Origin of the sequence: Streptomyces mobaraensis NBRC 13819 = DSM 40847, assembly GCF_017916255.1 — a bacterium.
GTDB classification, from domain to species: Bacteria; Actinomycetota; Actinomycetes; order Streptomycetales; family Streptomycetaceae; genus Streptomyces; species Streptomyces mobaraensis.
The window spans coordinates 3,420,625-3,444,496 of the sequence record NZ_CP072827.1; the positions used below are offsets into that span (position 1 = coordinate 3,420,625).

Annotated in this window: 20 protein-coding genes; 7 read left to right on the forward strand and 13 right to left on the reverse strand. The window is 73.1% G+C overall.

What is annotated here, in order from left to right; all coding sequences use genetic code 11:
• Positions 1–16: 16 nt before the first annotated feature.
• The 9 genes from J7W19_RS14420 to J7W19_RS14460 all read right to left on the reverse strand — a co-directional run bounded on the left by J7W19_RS14420 (position 17) and on the right by J7W19_RS14460 (position 12,131).
• Positions 17–943, reverse strand: coding sequence for a BtrH N-terminal domain-containing protein (locus tag J7W19_RS14420; RefSeq protein ID WP_004954897.1), 927 nt, complete (start codon positions 941–943; stop codon positions 17–19).
• 135 nt (positions 944–1,078) lie between these two features.
• Positions 1,079–1,867, reverse strand: a complete 789-nt coding sequence (locus tag J7W19_RS14425; RefSeq protein WP_004954900.1) for a class I SAM-dependent methyltransferase — start codon at positions 1,865–1,867, stop codon at positions 1,079–1,081.
• Positions 1,868–2,093: 226 nt separating this feature from the next.
• The gene (locus tag J7W19_RS14430) at positions 2,094–3,377 is read right to left on the reverse strand and encodes a geranylgeranyl reductase family protein (protein ID WP_004954903.1); all 1,284 of its coding nucleotides are present in this window, start codon (positions 3,375–3,377) and stop codon (positions 2,094–2,096) included.
• Between the two features lie 172 nt (positions 3,378–3,549).
• Complete coding sequence (locus J7W19_RS14435) at positions 3,550–6,318, reverse strand: hypothetical protein (protein WP_210455335.1); 2,769 nt, start codon at positions 6,316–6,318, stop codon at positions 3,550–3,552.
• Positions 6,319–6,422: 104 nt separating this feature from the next.
• The gene (locus tag J7W19_RS14440; protein ID WP_004955969.1) at positions 6,423–7,130 is read right to left on the reverse strand and encodes a demethylmenaquinone methyltransferase; all 708 of its coding nucleotides are present in this window, start codon (positions 7,128–7,130) and stop codon (positions 6,423–6,425) included.
• A gap of 370 nt (positions 7,131–7,500) precedes the next feature.
• On the reverse strand, positions 7,501–8,133 hold the full coding sequence (locus tag J7W19_RS14445) for a Uma2 family endonuclease (protein ID WP_233478108.1): 633 nt from the start codon (positions 8,131–8,133) through the stop codon (positions 7,501–7,503).
• Between the two features lie 90 nt (positions 8,134–8,223).
• On the reverse strand, positions 8,224–8,877 hold the full coding sequence (locus J7W19_RS14450; protein ID WP_004955967.1) for an amidohydrolase family protein: 654 nt from the start codon (positions 8,875–8,877) through the stop codon (positions 8,224–8,226).
• Between the two features lie 13 nt (positions 8,878–8,890).
• Positions 8,891–10,102 carry a cyclic dehypoxanthinyl futalosine synthase gene (mqnC, locus tag J7W19_RS14455; protein WP_004955965.1) on the reverse strand — a complete coding sequence of 404 codons (1,212 nt, stop codon included), beginning with the start codon at positions 10,100–10,102 and terminating at the stop codon, positions 8,891–8,893.
• 79 nt (positions 10,103–10,181) lie between these two features.
• Positions 10,182–12,131, reverse strand: a complete 1,950-nt coding sequence (locus J7W19_RS14460; RefSeq protein WP_210455336.1) for a serine/threonine-protein kinase — start codon at positions 12,129–12,131, stop codon at positions 10,182–10,184.
• 301 nt (positions 12,132–12,432) lie between these two features.
• Between J7W19_RS14460 and J7W19_RS14465 the strand changes: the two genes are divergently transcribed.
• The gene (locus tag J7W19_RS14465; protein ID WP_004943706.1) at positions 12,433–13,422 is read left to right on the forward strand and encodes an alpha/beta hydrolase; all 990 of its coding nucleotides are present in this window, start codon (positions 12,433–12,435) and stop codon (positions 13,420–13,422) included.
• Between the two features lie 136 nt (positions 13,423–13,558).
• A complete protein-coding gene (locus J7W19_RS14470; RefSeq protein WP_004943703.1) occupies positions 13,559–14,650 on the forward strand; it encodes an alpha/beta hydrolase in 1,092 nt (363 codons plus the stop codon).
• A 74-nt stretch (positions 14,651–14,724) separates the two neighbouring features.
• Here the strand turns inward: J7W19_RS14470 and J7W19_RS14475 are convergent, their stop codons facing one another.
• Positions 14,725–15,642 carry a menaquinone biosynthetic enzyme MqnA/MqnD family protein gene (locus tag J7W19_RS14475; RefSeq protein WP_004943700.1) on the reverse strand — a complete coding sequence of 306 codons (918 nt, stop codon included), beginning with the start codon at positions 15,640–15,642 and terminating at the stop codon, positions 14,725–14,727.
• Between the two features lie 309 nt (positions 15,643–15,951).
• Here J7W19_RS14475 and J7W19_RS14480 point away from each other — a divergent pair, with 309 nt between their 5' ends.
• Positions 15,952–16,155 carry a cold-shock protein gene (locus J7W19_RS14480; protein WP_004943697.1) on the forward strand — a complete coding sequence of 68 codons (204 nt, stop codon included), beginning with the start codon at positions 15,952–15,954 and terminating at the stop codon, positions 16,153–16,155.
• Between the two features lie 323 nt (positions 16,156–16,478).
• Here J7W19_RS14480 and J7W19_RS14485 read toward each other — a convergent pair whose 3' ends face one another.
• Positions 16,479–18,272 carry an AMP-dependent synthetase/ligase gene (locus J7W19_RS14485; protein ID WP_004943695.1) on the reverse strand — a complete coding sequence of 598 codons (1,794 nt, stop codon included), beginning with the start codon at positions 18,270–18,272 and terminating at the stop codon, positions 16,479–16,481.
• A gap of 152 nt (positions 18,273–18,424) precedes the next feature.
• Here J7W19_RS14485 and J7W19_RS14490 point away from each other — a divergent pair, with 152 nt between their 5' ends.
• Positions 18,425–19,516, forward strand: a complete 1,092-nt coding sequence (locus J7W19_RS14490) for an AraC family transcriptional regulator (protein ID WP_004943692.1) — start codon at positions 18,425–18,427, stop codon at positions 19,514–19,516.
• A 198-nt stretch (positions 19,517–19,714) separates the two neighbouring features.
• A complete protein-coding gene (locus J7W19_RS14495) occupies positions 19,715–20,896 on the forward strand; it encodes a lipase family protein (protein WP_004943691.1) in 1,182 nt (393 codons plus the stop codon).
• Positions 20,897–20,979: 83 nt separating this feature from the next.
• On the opposite strand, the gene J7W19_RS14500 is transcribed toward J7W19_RS14495, so the two are convergent.
• The gene (locus J7W19_RS14500; protein WP_004943688.1) at positions 20,980–21,426 is read right to left on the reverse strand and encodes an Lrp/AsnC family transcriptional regulator; all 447 of its coding nucleotides are present in this window, start codon (positions 21,424–21,426) and stop codon (positions 20,980–20,982) included.
• A 93-nt stretch (positions 21,427–21,519) separates the two neighbouring features.
• On the opposite strand from J7W19_RS14500, the gene J7W19_RS14505 reads away from it, so the two are divergent.
• On the forward strand, positions 21,520–22,332 hold the full coding sequence (locus J7W19_RS14505) for an LLM class flavin-dependent oxidoreductase (protein ID WP_040889426.1): 813 nt from the start codon (positions 21,520–21,522) through the stop codon (positions 22,330–22,332).
• On the forward strand, positions 22,329–22,781 hold the full coding sequence (locus tag J7W19_RS14510; protein WP_004943681.1) for a nucleoside deaminase: 453 nt from the start codon (positions 22,329–22,331) through the stop codon (positions 22,779–22,781). The genes J7W19_RS14505 and J7W19_RS14510 overlap by 4 nt, the downstream gene beginning before the upstream one ends.
• A gap of 42 nt (positions 22,782–22,823) precedes the next feature.
• On the opposite strand, the gene J7W19_RS14515 is transcribed toward J7W19_RS14510, so the two are convergent.
• The gene (locus J7W19_RS14515; protein WP_004943678.1) at positions 22,824–23,489 is read right to left on the reverse strand and encodes a TetR/AcrR family transcriptional regulator; all 666 of its coding nucleotides are present in this window, start codon (positions 23,487–23,489) and stop codon (positions 22,824–22,826) included.
• Positions 23,490–23,872: the final 383 nt, after the last annotated feature.

A 23,872-nucleotide genomic window follows, 5' to 3' on the forward strand; every position in this document is an offset into this window, starting at 1 on the left:
ATCGATGAGTTCGGGGCTACGCGCCCAGGGCGGCGACGGCTTCGTCGACGTGGGCCGCCAGCCGCTCCTCGCGGCCCCGCAGGTCGCGCAGCATGCGGACCAGGCGCCGCCGCCCCTCCGGCGAACCGCCGGACTCACGGGACAGCGTGTGCACCAGGTACCAGCGCCGGGTGAGGGACGCCGCCTCGACGGCGACGGCCTCCAACTCCGGTAGGGAGACCGCCAGATGGCGGAAGAGTCTGCCGAGGAAGTGCCGGTCGGCGGCGGCGCCGCTCACGTCGAGGGTGCCGGACTCCGCCGCGTCGCACGCCTCGATGTACGCCGCGAGGGCCGCGGTGTCGCGTTCGTGGTGCGCGCGCCGGTCCTCGCTCACCGCCCGCGCCAGGTCGTGGGCGGACGGCTTGCGGGTGGGGCCGCCGGACAGCAGGAAGGTGCGGAAGCCGTCGGCCGCGTCCGCCGAGCGCAGGGTCCGCCAGCGCTCCTCGGGGTACCGGACGGGCTCCGGGTGGTTCATGGGGTCGACGACGGTGACCCCGTCCGCGTCCCGGCCGGTGAGCAGGACGCAGTGGGCGAGGTGTTCGACGCCCTCGTACTCCGAGGGCAGCCAGTAGGCGTCGACGGCCGCGGCGAGCGGGCGCCCGGCGGCCAGTTCGGCCTCCTCCAGGGCGCGCAGCTCCTCGTAGGAGCCGAACCGCCGCTCCTGGACCGGCAGTCCGTGGAGGCGGGCGGCCGCCGTCACCCAGCGGTCACCGCCCCGCAGGACGGATCCGCCGTCCCAGCCGAAGCCCCCGGTGGTGACGAGGACGTCCTCGGCGTCGGACAGCCCGTACCAGGCGGCGAGGTTCGCCACGCACTGCTGGTAGCAGGTGCCGAACGGCGTGGTCCCGGTATGGGCGGGTATGAGTTCTATGTCGGTGCGATGGGTCTGGTCGGTGTGCGGCACTGTGCTGTCTCCCCCGTTCCGCCCGGTCCACCCGGGCGGCGGCGCACCGGCGGTGGTCCGCCGGCTCTGGTCGATGTGGAGCACGTTCCGTTGGTCGGTGGGCCGTGGCGCGACGTGACGCGGCGGGCCCGACGGTCAGTCGGGTACCGCGAGGAGCTGGACCCAGCTCTGGGTGTAATGCAACCTGCCGTCGAGAGTGACGGGGCGCATTCCGGACACCGGGCCGCCGGCCAGTTCCTCGGCCAGTTCGCTCTCGATGCGCGCCGCGGTCTCCGCGGGCGTGCGCGCCTGCTCCAGCCACGGCCCCAACGGCCGCTGGACGTCGATGACTTCGGTGCCGCGTACGCTCCCGCCCGCGGCGGTGAACAGCTCGGTGATCCGGTCGACCGTGAGCATCGCGCCGTGCGAGGGATCGCGCAGCCGCTCGATGCGGTCGGGGTCGCCGCCCAGCTCGGGGCGGCGGACCATGTCGGCGACGACGATGCGCCCGCCGGGCCGGCAGACCCGCACCAGCTCCCGTACGACGGCCTCGGGGGAGGCCACGTGGTGGAGCGAGAAGCGGGTGACGACCAGGGAGAAGGAGGCGTCCAGGAACGGCAGCCGGGCGGCGTCGCCCTGCTGGTAGACGACCTGGGTCAGCCCCTCGGCGTCGGCCTCCCGCTTGCCCGTGGCGAGCATCTCGGGCGTGGCGTCCAACGCCGTCACATGCCGGACGCGGCCGGCGAGCGCCCTCGACACGAGCCCCGTGCCGCAGGCGACCTCCAGACAGACGTCCTCGGGCCGGGGGGCGGCGAACTCAACCAGTTCCCGCAACCGCATGGTGAACGCGGTGTTCAGCCGCGCGTCCTCGAACGTACTCGCCTGACGCGCGAACTCCTGCCGGTTACGCGCTAACTGGTCCTCGCCACCACTCCGGAGCGACATGAAGTCGAGCCTTTCCCTGTACGGAGAGTCACAACTGTTTCACCAAGCACGTATGACCCTACTCGTCCGTAGCAAGCAATTGTCAAGACCTGTTGGGAAATAGCTGTATCGAACGGGTTAATACCAACGGAACGCGGCGTCCTGGACCCTGACACGTAAAGAATCAGGGCCCGGAACGCCGCGCTCCGAAAGGGTGGTTGGGGCTCGCCGCGTCGCCCCCGGCCGGTCAGGCCTTGGGGGCGATCCTGCTCAGGCCGTTGATGACACGGTCCATGGCATCACCATGCGTCGGATCCGTGAGATTCGCCAGGAGCTTTAGTGTGAACTTCATCAACATCGGGTGCGTCAGGCCGCGTTCGGTGGCCAGCTTCATGATCTTCGGGTTGCCGATGAGCTTCACGAAGGCGCGCCCGAGCGTGTAGTAGCCGCCGTAGGTGTCCTTGAGGACCTTCGGGTAGCGGCGCAGGGCGAGTTCACGCTGCTCGGGGGTGGCCCGGCCGAGGGCCTGGACGATGACCTCGGCCGCGATCTGGCCGGATTCCATCGCGTAGGCGATGCCTTCACCGTTGAACGGGTTCACCAGCCCGCCCGCGTCCCCCACCAGCAACAGGCCGCGCGTGTAGTGCGGCTGGCGGTTGAACGCCATCGGCAGCGCGGCGCCGCGGATCGGGCCGGTCATGTTCTCCGGCGTGTAGCCCCACTCCTCCGGCATGGAGGCGCACCACGCCTTCAGCACCTCGCGCCAGTCCAGCTCCTTGAAGGACGCGGAGGTGTTGAGCACGCCGAGGCCGACGTTGCTGGTGCCGTCGCCCATGCCGAAGATCCAGCCGTAGCCGGGCAGCAGCCGGTCCTCGGCGCCGCGCCGGTCCCACAGCTCCAGCCACGACTCCAGGTAGTCGTCGTCGTGGCGCGGGGAGGTGAAGTACGTGCGGACGGCCACGCCCATCGGCCGGTCGTCGCGGCGGTGCAGGCCGAGGGCGACGGAGAGCCGGGTCGAGTTGCCGTCGGCGGCGACGACGAGCGGGGCGTGGAAGGTGACCGGCGCCTTCTCCTCGCCCAGCTTCGCCTCCACGCCGGTGACGCGGCCGGTGCGCTCGTCGAGGATCGGCGCGCCGACGTTGCAGCGCTCGTACAGCCGGGCGCCCGCCTTGACGGCCTGCCGGGCGAGCTGCTCGTCGAAGTCGTCGCGCTTGCGGACCAGGCCGTAGTCGGGGAACGAGGCGAGATCCGGCCAGTCGAGCTGGAGCCGGTTGCCGCCCGCGATGATGCGCAGGCCCTTGTTGCGCAGCCAGCCGGCCTCTTCCGAGATGTCGATGCCCATCGCGATGAGCTGTTTGGTGGCGCGCGGGGTGAGGCCGTCGCCGCAGACCTTCTCGCGCGGGAACGCCGTCTTCTCCAGGAGGAGGACGTCGAGGCCGGTCCTGGCCAGGTGGTACGCGGTGGCGGAGCCGGCGGGGCCGGCCCCGACCACGATCACATCGGCGGTGTGTTCGGCAGGGACGTCGGTCACGTCGGCTCTCCCGTTCGGGTGCGTGGAGGGGACTGCTCGGTCTCCGACGAGTCTAGGAGCCGGACGCGGCGGGCCGGCCGGTGGGCCGGTGCCGCCACGGGGGCGCGGCGGGCCGGACGCGCGCGCGGGCGCGCGCCGTCCTCACACCCCAGGACGTCCCTACGGGACGCGGTCAGTCCTTCCCGGCCGTCCAGTAGTCCAGCGCGGTGTCGAACGTCCGGTGCCAGCCGTCCTGGCTCCCCATGCCCTCACGGCCCTGGTAGAGGATGGCGTACTCGGTCCCGGAGGCGTCCACGTACGCCTGGTTGACGGCGTGCATGGTGCGGCCGTGGTCGTTCCAGGTCCACTCCCACAGGGCGCCGGGGCGGCCCTTGAAGGTGTTGCGGGTCAACTGGAGCCGCCGGTAGCCGTCCTCCTTGGCGACGGTCCGCTCCAACTCGCCGAAGTGGTCGTACGCCGACTGCTCCGCCTTCTTCACGATGCCGACGCGCAGGTGCTCCGGCCCGGTGGGGCCGTGCCAGTCGATCTGGCCGCTGCCCTTGTCCTCGCGGCGCCAGCCCTCGGGGACGGCGAGCGCGAAACCCTCCGGGGCGGCGGTCAGCTCGTAGTACTTCGGCGCGTTCCGGGACGGGTCCGTCACGTGCTCGTGCGCGTCGGGGGCGGCGGTCCGGACGCCGGCGGGGACGTCCGGGGAAACCGACGGGGACTCGGTGCCGGCCGGGTCGCTCGAGGCGCCCTCCGACGGGGTCGCCGGACCGGCGGACGGGGAGTCCGACGGCGCGGGGGACGCGGAGGCGGCGCCGCCGGTCTCCCCGGCCGGGCGCCGGCCGCCGCTCGTGGACTGCCGGGACGCGTGGTCGTCCTTCCCGCCGGCCTTGCCGCCGTCCTTGTGCACGAGCAGCACACCGGCCGCGGCCACGCCGCCGACCACGAAGGCCGCCACACCGACGGCGGCCCACCGCAGGGCCCGGCCGCGCGTCGGCGCGGGGGCGGGCGCGGCGACCGACGCAGTGGGATCGACGGCGGTGGCGGGCTCCGCGTGCGCCGTCCCGGCGGGCCCCGCCGACGGGCCCGTTCCCTCGGCCGCGCGCGGCCCGCCGACGGCGGACTGCCCGATCGCGGTGGGCGCCTCGGCGGGCGTCGACGGACCGGCGGGCGACGGCGGGCCGGCGGGTGCCGGCGGGCCGGCGGGCGGGGTGGCACCGGCCGCGGCGCCCGCGTCCGCGCTCCCTGCCGGGGGCGCGGACGGCCCGGCGGGCGGAGTGGCCGGAGGGGGCGTCGGCGGTGTCACCGGCGGCGTGCCGGGGGATCCGGGAGCCCCAGGAGCCCCGGGAGACACAGCCGGGGGCATGGGAGGCACCCCGGGGCCGGGGACGCCGGGGGCGCCCATCGGGGGAGCGTACGGCGCGTGGAACGGCGCGGGCGGCCCGGGCGGGGGCCCGTACGGACCCGCGTACGTCCCGCCGGTCCCGCGCCCGCTGCTGATGAGCACCGCGAGCAGCACCGCGCCGGCCGTCCACAGCATCCCGAAGAGGAACAGCTCACCGCCGTTGACGCCGAGTTCGGTGTTGGCGAAGGAGCCGATCAGATCCCCGCCGGAACGCCCCTTCCACTCGCTGGAGATGCCCGCGGCGAGCCCCAGCAGCCACACCGCTGCCAGGAAGAACACCCCTGACAGCACCTGCTCCTTGCGGCCCTCACGCGAGCGGCGCACCACCATCAGGGTCAGCGACAGGGCGCAGAGCACACCCATCGCCACGATGCCCGCCTGGGCCCAGGCGCCCCAGACGTCACCGGCTTCGGAGAGGCCGAAGTCGTGGTTGCGGCCGAGGCCGGAGGAGGACCCGAAGGAGCCGGAGGAGCCGAAGGACCCGGACGAACGCCCGTACCCGAAGCCCCCGTCGTCGTACCCGCCGCCGTAACCGCCGTTCGTCCCCAGCCGGGCGCTCAGGTCGGCGCCCCAGGAGCCGCCGACGCACACGAGCGCCGCGTTGACCAGGAAGACCAGGATGCCCACCAGGGCCCAGCCGTTGAGGTCGCCCTCCTTGTCGAGCTGGTAGAGGACGATGACGAGGAGCGCGACGGACCAGAGGCCCACGGCCAGGGCGAGGGCGCGCAGGGCAGTGCCGAGCGCCCGCAGGACCATCCGCGCGCCGGGGCCGAGCCGGGTGAGGGCGGTGTCCCGCGCGAGCACGGCACCGCTGAGCACCGTGGTGAGCGCGAAGGTGAACAGCGCGGCGAGCGCCGGTGTGGTCGACAGCTCGACGCCGTTCTCCTCCGGCTGCCCGTAGAGGCCCAGCGCCAGGACCACCACGCCGGTCAGCAGTCCGACGCGCGGCGCGGCGTCGAGCCCGGCCCCGGCCGGGCGGGCCCGGCGGAGCCACCGGGCCCCCAGGACCACGGCGCCGATCCACAGGACCGTCATGGTGAGCAGCCAGAAGGATATGGACCCGCTGACCCGCGACGGGCCGAACGGCGACCCGCCCCCCGAGACCTCGGCGGTGCCGCCGAGTCCCTGGAGCATCAGGGCGATCACCATCCGGAACCGCCCGGACCAGGACAGGTCGTCCTCGTCCGAACCCCAGGAGGGCGACGAGAAGCAGATCGCGAGGAGCAGCAGCAGTCCCACCGGCCACAGGGCCGCCAGGACCGAGCCCGCCCAGTCACCGGTGAACACCCGGCGCACGAAGACGGCCACGGGTCCCGGCGCGGCCGGCACGCCCGGAGGGGCGCCCGGCGGCGGACCGTACGCGCCGGCCTGCGGGGCGTGCGCCGCGTACCCGCCCTGCGCGGCGTACGGTGGCGCGGCCGGCGGCGGAGCGAACGGCGGGGGCGCCACACCGGGCCGGGGTGGTGCGGCGGGCGGTGGAGGCGGCGCGCCGGCCGCCTCCACCGCGGGCCGCTCCTTGCCGCACGCCATGCAGAAGCGGGCATCAGCCACGAAGGCAGCCCCACAAGACGGGCAGAACGACGTCATAAACGCTCCGGTGACTCGGTGTCTCCCGGCTCTGAACAGGAAAGCCGGGGCCGGAACCTTACCGAACGTCAGCCCGCGGACGTGGCCGCTTTCCGACCCCGGTGCAGGGCGACGATCCCGCCCGCGAGGTTGCGCCACGCCACGTCCGTCCAGCCGGCCTGCCGCATCCGCCCCGCGAGGGCCGGCTGGTCCGGCCAGGCGGGGATGGACTCGGCGAGGTAGACGTACGCGTCGGGGCTGCTGCTCACCGCGCGCGCGACCGTGGGCAGCGCCCGCATCAGGTACTCGGTGTAGACGGTCCGGAACGGCTTCCAGGTGGGGTGGCTGAACTCGCAGATCACCACCCGGCCGCCGGGCTTGGTCACCCGCAGCATCTCGCGCAGGGCGGCGTCGGTGTCCTGCACGTTGCGGAGTCCGTAGGAGATGGTGACGGCGTCGAACACCTCGTCCGCGAACGGCAGCCGGGTCGCGTCACCGGCGGTCAGCGGCAGCCACTCGTGCCGCTTCTTCCCCTCGCGCAGCATGCCCAGCGAGAAGTCGCAGGGGACGACGTACGCGCCGTCCGCGCTGAACGGGATGGACGAGGTCCCCGTACCGGCCGCGAGGTCCAGCACCTTCTCCCCCGGCCGCCCCCCGACGGCCGCCGCCACGTGCTTGCGCCACCGCCGGGCCTGGCCCAGCGAGATCACATCGTTGGTCAGGTCGTACTTGGCCGCCACGTCGTCGAACATCGCGGCGACTTCGTGCGGCTGCTTGTCCAGGGAGGCTCGGGTCACGCCCCCCATTGTTCACCTCCGCCCCGCGCCCCCGGACACAGGGGCCTCTGGACGGCCCGGCCGCTCCGCGACGACGTCACCTCCGCGGCACGGTGAGCGCCCCTCCTGCGAGCCCCCGCGCCCCCAGGCCCACCGGCACGTCCCCCGGGACCCGGCACCGCCCGTCGGCGGCCGCCGTCCCGCGCCGATGGCACTCGCTCTTCCGGCCCGCCGTCGAACGGCCGGGCCCTCGACTCCGCACCGCGGACGACCGGAGCGGCCGGCCCGCGGTGATCACTCTGCCGAAGAGATCGGAGGCGATCATTCCTCTTGACGGACTGCTGACGCTTCCGGGTCCGCTCGCTACGGATCCTTGACGGACGCGCCGCCCTCAGAGCTCGACCAGGCTCGCCAGATCGATGACGACGGGGAACGGCCGGTCCGTCTCCAGCTTGCCCGTGTGCACCGGCCGGTCGGGGGCCGATACGTACTGCCCGGTCTCCTTGTGCAGCCAGAACTCGTGCACCTCCGGCAGCCCGTCCTCGCCGCGCTCGACGCGCCAGTAGTTCTTCACCCCGGCGGAGGCGTAGAGAGCGGGCTTGCGGACGCGGTCGTCCTGGCGGGAGCCGGGGGAGACGACCTCGACCATGAGGACGGCCTTCTCCACGGGGATGTACTTCGCCTCGAAGAGATTCAGCCCTGTCTTGTCGAAGACGACGATGTCAGGGACGGGGGGGTTGTTCCTGTCGATGAACACACACTGTTCGGACTCCACCAGGTAGGGCGCTTGCGAGGCGTCCTCCAGGCAGCGTGCGATCCTGCCCCGCACCCTGTTGTGCCACCACACCGTCCGCCCCCTGACCACGATCACTCCATCCACGAGCTCCCAGTCGAACGGCAGCTCCAGGTCCTCCACCTGGTCCACCGTCCATCCGTTCTCCGGTGGGAACATCCAGTTCTCAGGAGTGGCCTTGTCCGGCTCGGCGGCCTGCTCCAGCCGTTCTGCGATCATCACTGCTCCCATGAACGCGAGTGTGGACGCGCGTGCGGACCGCGGTCCTGAATACGACGGTACCGTCACCCGATGTGATGAGCGGGGCGCACCGCGCCGCCCTCAGGCGCCCCGGTAGACCAGCCGTCCGGCCAGCACCGTCGCCACGCACGTACCCGCACCCGCCGCCACCAGGCCCGCCTCGTCCGGGACGTCGAACGCGGCCAGGTCGGCACGGCCGCCGACGGTCAGGGGGGCGGGGATCGCGTCGGCCAGGGCGGCCGCGTGGTGGAACGGGTCGAGGTTCGGGAGGTCGTCGAGGACCCCGGGGGCCAGGGTCGCCGGAACCTCCCGCAGGCCGGAGCGGGCCACGGCCGTGCGGACCACCGTGTCCCGGAAGGGGCCGCCGACCGCCGTCGTGCCGTACCGCAGCATGCGCTGCAAGCCCCGCCGGACACTGCCCGACCTGCGGGTCTCCGGCAGGTCCAGGGCCGCCAGGCGGTCACCCGTCAGCGGGCGGTCGCCGAGTTCGTCGTATTCGCGCGGGTCCGGGTGGTAGGCGCGGGTCAGCAGCCACAGGCCGTGCCACTGCCGCAGCCCGGGCGTGAGCACGCCCGGCCAGCGCCGTACGCGCGCGCCCGGGTACGCCGCCGTCACCTCGTCGAGCGGGCCGAGCGCCGCGACGGCCCCGCCGTCGACGAGGACCGCGCCGCCGGGGACGGGCGCCGCCGCCGGGTCGCCGGTGAGCAGCAGCCCGGCCGCGTGGATCGTCAGCACCGGAGGACCCGTCTCAGTCGGCGGTGACGAGCTTGAGCTCCGGGTGGGCCGTGCCGCCCTCGATCGCCGTGGAGGAGAGGTGCGAGACGACGCGGTCGTCGACCGGGTCGTTCGCCGGGTCGTCGTGGACCACGATGTGCTCGTACGTCGTCGTCCGCTGCGCCGGGACGCGGCCCGCCTTGCGGATCAGGTCGATGATCTCCTGCCGGTTCGAGCGGTGCTTGGCGCCCGCCGAGGAGACGACGTTCTCCTCCAGCATGATCGAGCCCAGGTCGTCCGCGCCGTAGTGCAGCGAGAGCTGGCCGACCTCCTTGCCGGTGGTCAGCCAGGAGCCCTGGATGTGCGCGACGTTGTCGAGGAACAGCCGCGCGATGGCGATCATGCGCAGGTACTCGAAGATCGTCGCCTGCGTCCGGCCCTTCAGGTGGTTGTTCTCGGGCTGGTAGGTGTACGGGATGAACGCGCGGAAGCCGCCCGTGCGGTCCTGCACGTCGCGGATCATCCGGAGGTGCTCGATCCGCTCGGCGTTGGTCTCGCCCGTGCCCATCAGCATGGTGGAGGTCGACTCGACGCCCAGGTTGTGGGCGATCTCCATGATCTCCAGCCAGCGCTCACCCGACTCCTTCAGCGGCGCGATGGCCTTGCGCGGCCGCTCCGGCAGCAGCTCGGCGCCGGCGCCCGCGAAGGAGTCCAGGCCCGCCGCGTGGATCCGGCGGATCGCCTCCTCGGCGCTCACGCCCGAGATCCGCGCCATGTGGTCGACCTCGGAGGCCCCAAGGGAGTGGATGACGAGCTGCGGGAACGCCTTCTTGATCGCGGAGAAGTGCTCCTCGTAGTACTCCACCCCGTACTCCGGGTGGTGGCCGCCCTGGAACATGATCTGCGTGCCGCCCAGTTCCACGGTCTCCGCGCAGCGGCGCAGGATGTCGTCGAGGGGCCGGGTCCAGACCTTGTCGCTCTTCGGCGGGGCGTAGAACGCGCAGAACTTGCACGCCGTGACGCACGAGTTCGTGTAGTTGATGTTGCGCTCGATGATGTACGTCGCGATGTGCTCGGTACCCGCGTAGCGCCGGCGGCGCACGGCGTCCGCGGCCGCGCCCAGCGCGTGCAGCGGGGCGGACCGGTAGAGGACGAGCGCCTCCTCCGGAGTGATCCGCCCGCCGGCGGCGGCGCGGTCGAGGACGGCTGCGATCTCAGAGGGCGAGAGGTCGGCGTGCTCTGTCACCGTGCGTCCCTTCGGAGCGGGTTCGTGAAGTCCGAACCAGCCTACGCCAGGGGTCCGACAGCGCCGGGGGCGGCCGGGGTCAGCCACCGGAGCGGGTGAGGGTGGCGGTGGGCGAGCCGCCCTGGGCGTCGTCGGAGGCGTAGGAGAGCGTGCCGTCGGAACCGAGGGTGTAGACGAGGGTCGCCTCGCTGCCGGTACAGCCGGCCGCCTTCGGGCCGTCGGCCACCTCCCGGAGCGTGATCCTCGTCGCGGTGGCCGACCGCAGCGCGGCCTTGGCGCGGCACTGGAAGACGCCGAGGACGTCGTAGCTGTTGCGGACGACGTACTCGCCCTTCCGCCCCTGGCCGATGACCGAGGTCACCGTCCCGTTGGGGGTGCCGTCGCGCTGCTTGATCCCCCCGGTCCAGGTCCCGACGAAGCCGCGCGGGACGTCCCCTTCCGCCGGGGCCGCGGACCCGGCGGACCCCTCCGCCTCGCCGCCGTGCCCGTCGCCTCTCTCGAACGGCCACACCCCCAGCCCGAGGAGCACGGCGAGGACGGCCACCACGGCGCCGGCCGCCGGGAGGACGACCCGCAGGACCCGGCGCCGCGCACTCCGCTTCCCCGGCCCGGCCGGTGCCGGGCCGCGGTCTCCGTACGGGCCGCGGTCGCTGTACGGGCCCGCGCCCGGCCCACCATGGGTCTTCGCGCCGGAGGCGTCGTACACGTCCCCGCCGCGACCGTACGCGTCCCCGGCGAGCCCGTACGCGCCCTCGTCGCGGTCGTACGCGCCCCCGCCGCGTCCGGACACACCCTCGCCAGGGCCGTACGCGCCCCCGGCGAGCCCGTACGCTTCGCCCGGCCCACTGCCGTCCCGCGCCGGGAGCGCGCCGCCGGGCCACTCCGCGTAGGAGCCCGGCGGGGGCGCGGGGGGCACCCCGAAGGCGCCGCCCGCCCCCGCCGGTTCCCGTGCGCCCGCCGGACCCCCGTTCCCGCCTCCCGTGCCGCCCGGACCCCCCGGGACGTTCGTGCCGTCCGGGCCGCTGCCGCCGCCGTCCCCCGCCGTCGGCGGCCCGCCGCCCCACTCCGTCGGCGCGTAGCCCGTCGCCGGGCCGAAAGCACCGCCGGACGAGCCCGAGGGGACGCCACCGCCTTCCAGCCCCAGCAGCTCCACCGCCTGCCGGCTCACCTGCTCCACCAGCGGCGCCGGCAGCCAGCCCGGCCCCACGAGGTCGCCCGCCGGGCGGCCGCCGGTGAGCCGGCGGAGGAGGTCCGTGGGGGCCGGGCGGTCGGCCGGGTCCTTGGCGAGGCAGGCCGTGATCAGCTCGCGCAGCTCACCGTCCAGGTCCGGCGCGAGCTCCGGATCGCCGTGGACGACGCGGTAGTTGATCGACGCGTGGTGCTCGCCGGGGAACGGCGCCGCGCCCGCGGCGGCGAAGGCGAGGACCGCGCCGAGCGAGAAGACGTCCGCCGCCCCGGTCAGCGGGCGCCCCAGCACCTGCTCGGGCGCCATGTACCCGGACGAGCCGATCACGACGCCGGTGGCGGTGAGCGAGGCCGTGCCGTCCATGGCCCGGGCGATGCCGAAGTCGATCAGCCGCGGACCGTCGAGCGGCAGCAGCACGTTGGAGGGTTTGACGTCCCGGTGGACGAGCCCCAGCGCGTGCACGGCGGCCAGCGCCTCGGCCAGCCCGGCGCCCACCGCGCGGACGGCCGGTCCGGGCAGCGGCCCGACGTCGGCGACGGCCCGGTCCAGGGAGGGCCCGGCCACGTACCCCGTGACCACCCAGGGCATCGGCGCGTCCGGGTCCGCGTCCAGGACCGGCGCGGTCCAGGCGCCGCCGACCCGCCGCGCGGTCTCCACCTCGCGCCGGAAGCGCGTGCGGAACTCGTCGTCGAGGGCGAGCCTCGGGTGCACGACCTTCACCGCCACCGTCCGGCCGCCGGGGTTGCGGCCCACGTAGACGCGGCCCATGCCGCCCGCGCCGAGCACCCCCAGCAGCCGGTACGGGCCCACGGCGCGCGGGTCTTCCTCCAGCAACGGCCGCATCGGGACCTTCGCCTCCCCCCAGAAGGGGCCGTACGCCCCCTGCCGGACCCTGATTTTCAGCCTATGACTCAATTCATGGGCTGTCCCAGGAACCCGCCTCCCCGGTTTGCCCATCCACTAGGGAGGAACAAACCGTCATGTCCTTCGGGGCAGCAGAATCGTCCGGAGCGACGCGATGACGCACTCGAGCGGGACCTACCGGTCTCAGAGCCGCCGGCGGGCCTCTGGCCGGAAACGCTGGATCATAGTGGTGGCCTCCATAGCCGTCCTCGGCCTGATAACCACCGGTGTCATGAAGTACATGGAGATCGGCCCCTTCTCCCGGAAGGGCGAGCCGGTCAGCTTCGGCCAGGACATTCCGGCGGGCGGCGGTCAGGCCGGGGGGAACGACGGCGGCAAGGGCGCCCAGCAGGCGTCCGACTCCAAGGTCGCGATGCCGACGGGTCCGGCGGCCCCGTTCAAGAACGCCAACACCCTGAGCGACGGCACCGAGATCGGCGTGGTCACGTACCAGGGCAAGAAGTCCGGCTTCACCGGCAAGGTCTGGGTCTGGGCGCCGAAGCAGTACAAGGACCCGAAGTACAAGCACAGCGGCTTCCCGGTGCTGATCGCCCTCCCCGGCGGTCCCGGCTACCCCATGAACTACTGGATGGGCACCGACCTCGGCCTGGAGTCGAGCGTCGCCAAGTGGTCCGAGGAGGGCACGGGCAAGCCCTTCATCATCGCGATGCCCGTCCTCAACCCGCGGAACGCCGACCCGCTGTACTGGGACGGCAGTGACATCCCGGGCCAGCCGAAGATGGGCACCTGGCTGACCGAGGACGTCCCCCAGCTGATCAAGGAGAACTTCCGGACGATCAAGTCCCGTGACGGCTGGGCGTTCATGGGCTCCTCCACCGGCGGCTTCGCGGGCCTGAAGGCCGTGCTGAAGCACCCGGACAAGTTCAAGGCCGTCATCGCCTCCGGCCCGGACATCGTCCCGGACTCCCGGCTGTGGCAGGGCCACCAGAAGGAGATGGACGCGAACAACCCCGAGCTGCTCTCCAAGAAGCTGATCGCCAAGGGCGGCCCGGACGTCTACCTCGCCTTCCAGTACGGCACCCTTGAAGGGACCGTGAAGGGGAAGGTGGACAAGTACATCGCCACCTACGGCAACAAGGGCCCCATCCACACCCACCTCCAGGTCATCCAGGGCGGTTCGCACAACGCGAAGTCCTATGTGAAGGGGATGGGCGAGGGCAGCATGAAGTGGATCAGCGAGCACATCTCGGGACCGGTGGACCCCTCCTGATCACCCCCGTGGGGCTCCGCCCGGGGCCCCACGGCGGCACCGCACCCGGTCCACGCGGCGATGACCGCACCCATACGGAAACGACCGCCATGTCCTTCGGGACAGCAGAAACGTCCAGAGGGATCCGAGGGACAGGATGAGCAACTCAGCCAACGGCGCCTACCAGTCGAGGGGCCACCGCAGGGCCAAGCGGGCGAAGCGCTGGTTCCTGGTCGCGGTGTGCATAGCCGTGCTCGGGGCCGTCGCCTACCCGGTGCTGAACTACTTCGACGTCTTCTCCGACAAGGGCGACCCGATCTCCTTCGACGACGGCGGCGGGAAGAACGGCGGCGGGAAGCCGGGCGCGAAGGCGCTGATGCCGACCGGCCCCAAGGCCGACTTCAAGATCTCCGGCACGGTGCAGGACGGCAGCAAGATCGCCGTCACCACGTACCAGGGGAAGAAGTCCGGCTTCACCGGCAAGGTCTGGGTCTGGGCTCCCGAGGAGTACAAGGATCCGAAGTACAAGGACAGCGGCTTCCCGGTGCTGATCGCGCTGCCCGGCGGCGCGGGGTTCCCCAACAACTACTGGATGGGGTCCAACCTCAAGCTGGAGGACTCCGTCCAGAAGTGGGCGAAGGAAGGCAAGAGCCTCCCGTTCATCATCGCCATGCCGGTCCTCAACCCGGAGAACCACGACGGGAAGGGCGACCCGACCCCCGGCCGGTACTGGGACGGCAGTGACATCCCGGGCCAGCCGAAGATGGGCACCTGGCTGACCGAGGACGTCCCCCAGCTGATCAAGGAGAACTTCCGGACGATCAAGTCCCGCGACGGCTGGGCCTTCATGGGCTCCTCCACCGGCGGCTCCGCCGGCCTGAAGTCGGTGCTCCAGAAGCCGGACAAGTTCAAGGCCGTCATCGCCTCCGGCCCGGACATCGTCCCGGACTCGCTGCTGTGGAAGGGCCACGAGAAGGAGCGGGCGGACAACAACTCCAAGGTGCTCGCCCAGCGGCTGATCGCCAAGGGCGGCCCCGAGGTCTACCTGGGCCTCCAGGTCGGCGCGAGCGAGCCGGTCAAGCCGCCGATCGACGCCTTCGTCGCCAAGTACGGCAACAAGGGCCCGGTGAAGACGAAGTACCACGTCATCCAGGGCGGCGAGCACAACGCGGCCACCTATGTGCCCAACATGGAGTCCGGCGGCCTGATCCAGTGGATCAGCGAGCACATGCAGGGACCCGTCGCCTGAGGCAAGCGGCCCGGTCCCCGAGAGCGCGGACCGGGCCGCCCCGAGCATGGAGCCCTGACCCCTCCCCCAAGGGGTCAGGGCTCCAGCAGTTCCACCCGGACGTCGGCGGGGAAGCCGGTCGTCGGCCCGGTCAGCCGGGCGAACTCGGTGACGCCCTCCAGCTGGCGGGAGCCGAAGCGGAAGTCCAGCGTGGTGAAGTAGCGCTCCAGCAGCTCCGCGTCGAACGCCTCCCAGCGCGCCGCCTGCTCCGCGACCTTCCCGACCTCCTCCAGGGACAGGTCCCGCGAGGCCAGGAACGCCTCGTGCACCTTGCGGACGGTCTCCGGCTCCCGGGCCAGGTAGTCGCGGCGCACGGCCCAGACGGCGAAGACGAACGGCAGCCCCGTCCACTCCTTCCACATCCGCCCCAGGTCATGGACCTCCAGGCCGAGCTTGGGCGCGTAGTGCAGCGAGGCCCGCAGCGCGGCGTCGCCGATGAGCACGGCGGCGTCCGCCTCGCGCATCATCAGGCTCAGATCGGGCGGGCAGGTGAAGTACTCCGGCCGTACGCCGATCTGCTCGGCGAGCAGCAGCTGCGCCAGGCGCACGGAGGTGCGGGAGGTGGAACCGAGGGCGACGCGCGCCCCGTCGAGCTCCTTCAGCGGCACCTGCGAGACGATCATGCAGGACATCACCGGGCCGTCGCAGCCGACCGCGATGTCGGGCATGGCGACCAGCTCGTCCGCGTGGCGCAGGTACTCGACGAGCGTCACCGGGCCGATGTCCAGGTCCCCTCGGATGAGGGCCTCGCTGAGCCGCTCGGGGGTGTCCTTGGACAGGTCCAGATCGAGCAGGGCCCCGGTCCGGGCGAGCCCCCAGTACAGGGGCAGGCAGTTCAGGAACTGGATGTGACCGACCCGGGGGCGACTGCGCCGTCTGGGGTGGGCGCCGTGGGCCGGCGCGTCGCAGGCCGGTACGTCGGGGACGGGTGCGTCGGATGCTGAATTGTCCACATCCGGAGGCTAGCCCCGCGGCATCCGGGCCACCCGTCCGGGGGTCGGCTCGGGCTCGACTCGGGACCCGGCTCGGGGCCGCGTCCGACAGACGAGCTTTTCCTCCTTTGGCGGACCGAAAACCCACCTTGAGCGTGATCTTCGACTCTTCCACCGGAAGAAGGCTCCGTGCTACGCTCGCCGCAAGTTGCAGTTTGGTTTCCCTTGCAGTACAGAGCCTGCGGAGCATGTAACCCGCAGGCTTTTGTAGTTTTCAGACTTCTTGCAGGTTCTGGAGCAGGGCAACCCTTTGGGCCCAAGGAGGGCTTTATGGCTACCGGAACCGTGAAGTGGTTCAACGCTGAAAAGGGCTTTGGCTTCATCGCCCAGGACGGCGGGGGCCCCGATGTCTTCGTCCACTACTCCGCGATCAACGCCTCCGGCTTCCGCTCCCTCGAGGAGAACCAGGCCGTGACCTTCGACGTCACCCAGGGTCCGAAGGGCCCGCAGGCCGAGAACGTCACCCCCGCGTAACACGGGGCCGGCCCCCGGGCCGGCAAGCGGTGACCGGCCGATCGCGGTCGACTCGCAGTACCACCAAGGAGCCCTGCCCCGCCGTTTCGACGGCGGGGCAGGGCTCCTGCCTTTGCCCGGCCCGATCCCGTCTGGATCCCCCTTCGATCCCCTTCACTCCCACCCCGATCGCGGCCTTGATCCGTCCCCGACCCCGGCTCCGGCCCCGCCCACGGCGCCGGCCCGCCGGACGATCACGGATTTCCGGACTTTCCCGCCCCGGGCACCCCGCCCGCCGCACCCTTCCCGCCGCAAACCCCCTCCACGTTCCGCTTGACAAAGCCTTAACCCCATACGTCCATACGCCGTTCGTACAGTGCGTCGATTTCCCTCGCATGCCGTTCGAGGATTACCGAACGGCGCAGTTTGAGGGTGGGCGTCAGCTCTCCGCTCTCCACCCCGAAATCGCCCGGCAGGATCGCGAACGCCCGGATCCTGGCCGGCCCCGCCGAGCGGGCGTTCACCGCGTCCACCGCCTCCTGGCACAGCCGCCGCACGGCGGGGTGCCGCTCCGGCCCGTCCGGGCCCAGGTCGACACCCTCGCGGGCCGCCCAGGCCGCGATCTCGGCGGCGTCCAGGGTGAGCAGCGCCACCGGGTACGGGCGGCGGTCGCCGGCGAGCACCGCGTGGGAGATCCAGCGGGACTGCCGGAGGGCGGCCTCGGGCAGGGCGGGGGTGATGTTCTTGCCGTTCGACGTGATGACGAGGTCCTTCTTGCGGCCGGTCACCGTGAGGAACCCGTCGGCGTCCAGCGTGCCGAGGTCCCCGGTGCGGAGCCAGCCGTCCGCGTCCAGCACGGCGGCGGTGGCGGCCGGGTCGCGGTGGTAGCCGGGGAAGATCCCGGGCCCCCGGGCGAGGATCTCGCCGTCGGGCGCGATGCGCACCTCGCAGCCGGGCACCGGCCGGCCGACCGTGCCCGGCCGGTACGCTCCCGGCCGGTTGAGCGAGATCACTCCGGCCGTCTCGGTCATCCCGTACCCCTCGTGCACCAGGACACCGCAGGCACGCAGGAAGTCCAGGGTGGCCGGCGCGATGGGCGCGGCGCCGGTCAGCGCCCAGCGCAGCCGCCCGCCGAAGACCTCCCGCACCGGGGCGAACACCCGCTCCTCGGCGGCCTCCCAGGCGGCGCGCAGCGGCCCGTCGGGCGCCTCCCCGCGCTCGCGCAGGGCGGCGGCCTCGACCCCGGCCCGTACGGCCGCCGCGAGCCGCGCCCGCCCGTCCGGGCCCCCGGCGTCGGCCAGGGCCAGCGCCGTGCCGTGCACCTTCTCGAACAGGCGGGGTACGGACGGCAGGTGCGTCGGCCGGGTGGCGGCCAGCCCGGCGACGATGTCCTCGTTCCGGCCGGAGTGGTAGCAGAGCGTCGCGCCGCGCAGCAGGGCGCCGAACTGCACGAGCTGTGCCAGGAGATGGGCCAGCGGGAGGTAGAGGTACGTGCTGTCGCCGGGCGCGTAGGTGATGAAGCCGGCCGTCGCGTCGTGGGCGGCGGCGAGGTTGCCGTGGGTCAGCCGGCAGCCCTTGGGGAGGCCGGTGGTGCCGGAGGTGTAGATGATGCCGCAGAGGTCGGAGGGGGTGACGTGGTCGGCGCGGTCGAGGAGTTCGGAGAGGGAGGCGGTGACTTCGATCTGCGCCAGGAACGGGTACCCCTCCGCAGCACCCTCCATGACGACGACGTGCCGGAGGCCGGGCAGCCGGGCGCGGAGGGCGGCGATCCGGGCCGCCTGGGACGCGTCCTCGGCGACGGCGACGCTCGCGCCGGAGTCGGAGAGCACCCAGCCGAGCTCCTCGTCCCCGGCCGTCGGGTAGACGGGCACCACGACGGCGCCGGCGGCGAGCGCCGCGAGCTGGACGTACGTCCACTCGGGCCGGGTGCGGGCGAGGACGGCGACCCGGTCGCCGGGCCGCACGCCGAGGGTGAGCAGGGCGCGCCCGACGGTCCGTACGGTCCCGCGCAGCTCGTCGTAGCCGACGTCCGTCCAGCCCCCGTCGTCCGGCCGGCGGAAGCGGAGGGCCGGGCGGCCTGCGTACCGGTCGGCCGTCCACTCGGCGAACAGGGCCAGGGTGCGGGGTCGGTCGGGCATGGCGCCTCCGGCGGTCGGGGTGGTGCGGCCCGTCGGGGAGCGGCCGCGGGGCCCTCCGGACCGCGTTCCGGACCCTACGCACGCCGTCGCGCCCCGGGATTGACCGGAACGCTCGGCACCCCCGTCCGTACCGCTCGGCGCACCATGCCCTCATGCCTGAACCCGCCCTCCTCACCCCGCGGTTCACGACCGGCGAGCCGACGATCGGCGCGCACTTCGTCCGGGCGGCCCTCGCTGGCGCGGTCCGCCTGGGCCACGACCCCGTCCCCCTGCTCCAGACCGCCCGCATCCCGCCGCTGCTGCCGGGCGACGACCGGGCGCGGGTGACGCCCGAGCAGTTCACCGCGCTGGTCAGAGCGGTACGCCGGACGACGCGGGACGAGTTCCTCGGCCTGGGGACGGCTCCCAGCAGACCCGGCACGTTCGCGATGATGTGCCACGCGTGCGTCGGCTGCCCGGACCTCGGCACGGCCGTCGACCGCGCGGTCCGCTTCTACGGCCTCTTCCCGGGAGGGCCCGCCCTGGCGCTCGAACACGGCGCGGAGGAGGCGGTGTTCGCCGTGCGGAACGACCTCCGCCGACTGCCGGAAGGCCGCTTTCTCGCCGAATGCGCGCTGGTGGTCTGGCACCGGCTGGCGAGCTGGCTCATCCGGCGGCGGATCGCCCTGAGGTGGGCGGAGTTCGCGTATCCGGCGCCGCCGTACGCGGCGGAGTACGGCCGGATGTTCGGCTGCCCGGTACGGTTCGGCGCCCACCGGACGGGCGTCGGCCTGGCCCGGCACTGGCTGTCCGCGCCGCTCCTCCGGGACGAGGCGGGCCTGACCGACCTCCTCCGGCGCGCCCCCGCCGACCTGCTGCGCCGCCGCGACTACGGCACGACCGTCACCGAACAGGTCCGCGGGGCCCTGGCCGCGGCCCTGCGCGAGGACCACCGCCCGGCCCGCCTCCCGGAGGCCACCGAGACGGCGGCCCGCCTGGCGGTGAGCCCGGCCACCCTCCGCCGCCGGCTGGCCGCCGAAGGCACGTCCTACCGCCGCGTCAAGGACCAGGTGCGCCGCGACGCGGCCCTGTCCTCCCTGGCCGCGGGCCGCGAACCGACCACGGAACTGGCGGCCCGCCTGGGCTTCTCGGAGACCACGGCCTTCCACCGCGCGTTCCGCCGCTGGACGGGCACGACACCGGGCACGTACAGGCGGCAGTCGCCTGCGCCCGCTCCCACTTCCACCAGCCCGTCCGGCGTTTGAGGACAGCGCTCGCAGCGTGCTGGGGGGTGCGGGGGCGCAGCCCCTGCAAGAAACGGTGAGAGGGCGGGGCAGGGGCATCCCACACACAACGAGCCCCCCGGCCAACAAACCCGAGCACTCCGGCCACCCCCGTACTTACCAGTCGGTCACTACGGTGCGGCCCAACAATCGCCACACCCAAAAGAGTTGGGAGCGCCCATGCGCCTCCGCACCCTGGCCCGCACGGCCGCGGCCACCGTGACAGCGACACTGGCCTTCATCACGTCGGCCGCCGCCGGCACCGCCACGTCGGCCACAACAACCCCCACACCACCCCCCGCCCCCGGCGACATCCTCACCTCCACCCCCACCACCTTCCACCCCCTCCCAGGCCAACCCACTCCCACCCGCGCCTGGCGCATCACCTACCGCTCGACCACCGCCAAGAACACCCCCAACACCGTCTCGGGCACGGTGATCGTCCCGCGGGACGGCAGACCCGACCGCGACCGCCCGCTGATCACCTACGCGGTGGGCACCGTCGGCCTGGGCGACCAGTGCGCCCCGTCCGCCGGCTTCCCACGGGGGACGGCGGTCGAGGCCAACCTCATCCAACTTCTCACCGCTCGCGGCTGGGCCGTCGCCGTGACCGACTACGAGGGCCTGGGCACCCCGGGCGACCACACCTACGTCGTAGGCCGCTCGGCGGGCCACGCCGTCCTCGACGCGGCCCGCGCCGCGCTGCGGCTCCCCGAGGCGGGCCTGTCCCCGGACGCGCCCGTCGGCATCATGGGCTACTCCCAGGGCGGCCAGGCCACCTCCTGGGCGGCGGAGCTGCACGACGGCTACGCCCCCGAGCTGAACGTGAAGGGCACGGCCACCGGCGGCGTCCCCGCCGACCTCCTCAGGACCGCGGATCACAACAACGGCGGCATCGGCGCCGGCCTGATCCTCATGGCGGCGTCCGGCCAGAACGCCGCCTACCCCGAACTCCGCCTGGACGACTACCTCAACGACCGCGGCCGCGCCTACATCCGCTTCTTCAAGGAGAACTGCGTGGCGGCCGACGTGGCCGCCGGCCTCTTCAGGAAGATATCCGACGTCACCGTCCGCAACCCGCTCTACGAGGCGGACTGGCAGCGCGTCCTGCGCTCCTCGAACCTGGGCACGCACGCCCCCGACCGCCCCGTGTACCTCTACCACGGGACGGCCGACGAGCTGATCCCCTACGACCTGGGCCGGCGCCTGCGCGCGGACTGGTGCGCACGAGGAGCGAGCGTCCGCTGGACGGCACTGCCGCTGACGGAGCACGTGGGCGGCGCGGTGATCCAGGCGATCCCGGCGGCGAACTGGCTGGCGGAACGTTTCGCCAACCACCCGGACCACGGCGACTGCGCCTAGGGCGGGTACCGCGTCCTGACCCACGGGAGCGGCCTGGCGCTCCGCCGCCGGGCAGCGGTCCCGTGGCCGCGGCCGGCTGCCGGTCAGGGCCGGTCGGGTCCGCGGTAGGACAGCGTTCGGCTGTAGACGACGCTCGTGGTCGTGCTGCCGAAGCCGGCCAGTTCGTCCACGAGCGTCTCCAGGTGCTCCATGGAGGTCGCGGCCACCTTCAGGGTGTAGCAGTCGTCGCCGGTGGTGCGCAGGCACTCCAGGATCTCGCGGCGCTCGGCAAGGAGGTGGTGCAGTGGCTGGTGCCGGTTGCCGGGGTACTTCAGGCGGACGACCGCGAGTACCGGGTAGCCGACCTTGGCCAGGTCCACGGTGGCGTGGTAGCCGGTGATGACGCCCAGCGACTCCAGGTTGCGCACCCGCTCGGTCGTGGCCGACGGGCTGAGGCTGACGCGGCGTCCCAGCTCGCTCAGGGAGATGCGGGCCTCCTGCTGGAGCTGCTCGATGATCGCCCAGTCGAGGTCGTCGAGGTTCACGGCCATGGCGCGATAGTACCGGGAGATCCACGGCGAAAGGCGGGCACTACCGGGAAGATGCCGTTCCCTTCGACGTGATCACCGCAATAGCCTCATGGCATGCAACTTGGCGTCAACGTACCGAACTTCGGGCCGGGGACCGACCCCGGCGTGCTGCGCGAGTGGGCGCGGGTCGTGGCCGGGCTCGGGTTCGACCTGCTGATGGTGTCCGACCACGTGGCCGTCACCCCGGATGTGGCCGAGCGGTATCCGGAGCCGTTCTACGACCCGTTCACCACACTGTCCTGGCTGGCGGGGACGGGCGGCGGCGAACTGCGGCTGGGCACGACCGTGTTGGTGCTGCCGTACCGGCATCCGCTGCTGGTGGCGCGGATGGCGAGCAGCCTGCAACGGCTCAGCGGCGGGCGGTTCGTGCTCGGCGTGGGAGTCGGCTGGTCGCGGCAGGAGTTCGACGCGCTCGGGGTGCCGTTCGGCGCGCGGGGCCGGCTGACCGACGAGTACCTGGCAGTGGTGCGGGACACGTGGAGGGCGGAGGGCGGGGCCGCGCCCGCGGTGTGGGTCGGCGGGCACAGTGCGGCGGCGATCCGGCGGGCGGTCGAGTTCGGCGACGCCTGGCATCCGCTGCGGCTGCCGGTGGCGCGGATGCGGTCGGTTCTCGCGGACCACGCCTTGCCGGGGTTCGCGCCGCGGATCGCCCTGCGGCTGAGCGACGCTCCGGTCCGGGAGGCCGAACGGCCGGCCGGCGTCGGGGACCTGGAGCAGATCGTGGGTGACCTGGGAGAGCTTCGCGGGCTCGGTGCGCAGGCGGTGGTGCTCGACCCCTATCACGGGGATCCGGCCCAGACCCGTCGGCCCGAGGCCGCGTGGCGGGCGCTCACCGCGGTCGCCGAGCGGTGGGGGACGGTGTCGTGATCACCTCTGCCGACGAGGCGCTGCTGCGGCGGGCCATCGGCATCGCGGCGCGCGCGGTGGAGCTGGGCGACGCGCCGTACGGCTCGCTGCTGGCCGGTCCGGGCGGGGCGATCCTCGCGGAGGCGCACAACACGGTCCGGCGGGACGACGACATCACGGCCCACCCGGAGTTGAAGCTGGCGCGGTGGGCGGCCCGCGAGCTGAACCCGGAGACGGCCGCCCGCACCACGATGTACACCAGTTGCCAGCCGTGCGGCATGTGCGCGGGCGGCATCGTCCGCTCCGGCATCGGCCGGGTCGTGTACGCGCTCTCCACCGAGCAACTGGTGCGGCTCAACCCGCGATCGGGGGACTGGCCGTCCGTGACGCAGGACGGCCCTGCCCTCTTCGCCGAGGCACGCGCACCCCTCACCGCCTACTACGGGCCGAGCCCGTCGGACGGCACGTGACCCGCAGACCTCCTCGATGCGCGCCCGGGCGGCGGGAACGCATCAACCGGACGACACCACCCCCGCCTTGGAGGCCGCCGCCTCCCACCTCCTGCCACTCACCAGGTTCTCCAGTCCCACCCACGCCACGTTCATCAGCGTCTCCGCCGTCTCCTTGGCCGAGGGGACGGCGCCGGCGGGTCCGTTCGCCCACCCGGCGAGCGACTCGGCCGCGCCGACGAGGGCGTGGGCGAGCCCGGTCACCTCGCGCCCGTTGAGCGGCGCCCGACCGGCCGCCGCACCACCGACGGCGTCCTCGGCGGCCTCCTCTATCAACCGCACGACGACCTCCACGATCTCCTCGCGCAGTTCGGCCACGACCCGGTCGAACGGTTCCCCATGCGTACGGGCCCGGCAACTGAGCACCGCCCACCCCTCCGGATGCGCCGCGGTGTGCGCGAAGAACGCGCGCAGCCCGTCCCAGAGCCGGCGGTCGGCCGGGGCGTGCGGCTCGACGGCGGACCGCACGGCACCGAGCAGCGCCGCCGCCTCCCGCCGGATGCAGGTGCCGAACAGGTCCTCCTTCGAGTGGAGATACAGGTAGATCAGGGGCTTGGACGCCCCGGCGAGCTCCGCGATCTCGTCCATCGAGGCGGCGCTGTAGCCGCAGCGGGCGAACACCCGCACGGCGGCGTCGATCATCTGCCGCTCCCGCACCTCCCGGGGCATCCGCCGGACCCTGGGTTTCGGCACCCCGCCCGGCATGGACGCCTTGGCGCCGGCCGGGCCCCTGACAGCGTCGGTCTGTGCAGTGGTCACAACAAGCATCCCTCCGCCCCCGCTACAGTACCGGCAGGTAACATCACTCCGCCGCAACCGTCAAGGGCGACCACCACCCCGCCCCCGCCACTCAAGCCACACCAACTCCCGCCCCACCCATCACGGCAGGCCCACGCGTCCGGACCCCGGACCCGCACGCCGTCACCGTCGACCGACGGCGCGACCGAGACCCCCTCTCGCCGAGGTCGAGGCAAGCGGCCACCCGCCGACCGGCGCGACCGCATCGGTGCGGCAGGGATCGCCGGGACGCCCCCGCGATCACTCCCCCGGCC

Coding starts and splice junctions, on each gene's coding strand:
- J7W19_RS14465 (WP_004943706.1), top strand. CDS start 12,433: ATGGAGATCGGCCCCTTCTCCCGGAAGGGCGAGCCGGTCAGCTTCGGC.
- J7W19_RS14480 (WP_004943697.1), top strand. CDS start 15,952: ATGGCTACCGGAACCGTGAAGTGGTTCAACGCTGAAAAGGGCTTTGGC.
- J7W19_RS14485 (WP_004943695.1), bottom strand. CDS start 18,272: ATGCCCGACCGACCCCGCACCCTGGCCCTGTTCGCCGAGTGGACGGCC.
- J7W19_RS14500 (WP_004943688.1), bottom strand. CDS start 21,426: ATGGCCGTGAACCTCGACGACCTCGACTGGGCGATCATCGAGCAGCTC.
- J7W19_RS14425 (WP_004954900.1), bottom strand. CDS start 1,867: ATGTCGCTCCGGAGTGGTGGCGAGGACCAGTTAGCGCGTAACCGGCAG.
- J7W19_RS14470 (WP_004943703.1), top strand. CDS start 13,559: ATGAGCAACTCAGCCAACGGCGCCTACCAGTCGAGGGGCCACCGCAGG.
- J7W19_RS14495 (WP_004943691.1), top strand. CDS start 19,715: ATGCGCCTCCGCACCCTGGCCCGCACGGCCGCGGCCACCGTGACAGCG.
- J7W19_RS14445 (WP_233478108.1), bottom strand. CDS start 8,133: ATGGGAGCAGTGATGATCGCAGAACGGCTGGAGCAGGCCGCCGAGCCG.
- J7W19_RS14490 (WP_004943692.1), top strand. CDS start 18,425: ATGCCTGAACCCGCCCTCCTCACCCCGCGGTTCACGACCGGCGAGCCG.
- J7W19_RS14515 (WP_004943678.1), bottom strand. CDS start 23,489: ATGCCCCGGGAGGTGCGGGAGCGGCAGATGATCGACGCCGCCGTGCGG.
- J7W19_RS14505 (WP_040889426.1), top strand. CDS start 21,520: ATGCAACTTGGCGTCAACGTACCGAACTTCGGGCCGGGGACCGACCCC.
- J7W19_RS14460 (WP_210455336.1), bottom strand. CDS start 12,131: ATGCGGCCGTTGCTGGAGGAAGACCCGCGCGCCGTGGGCCCGTACCGG.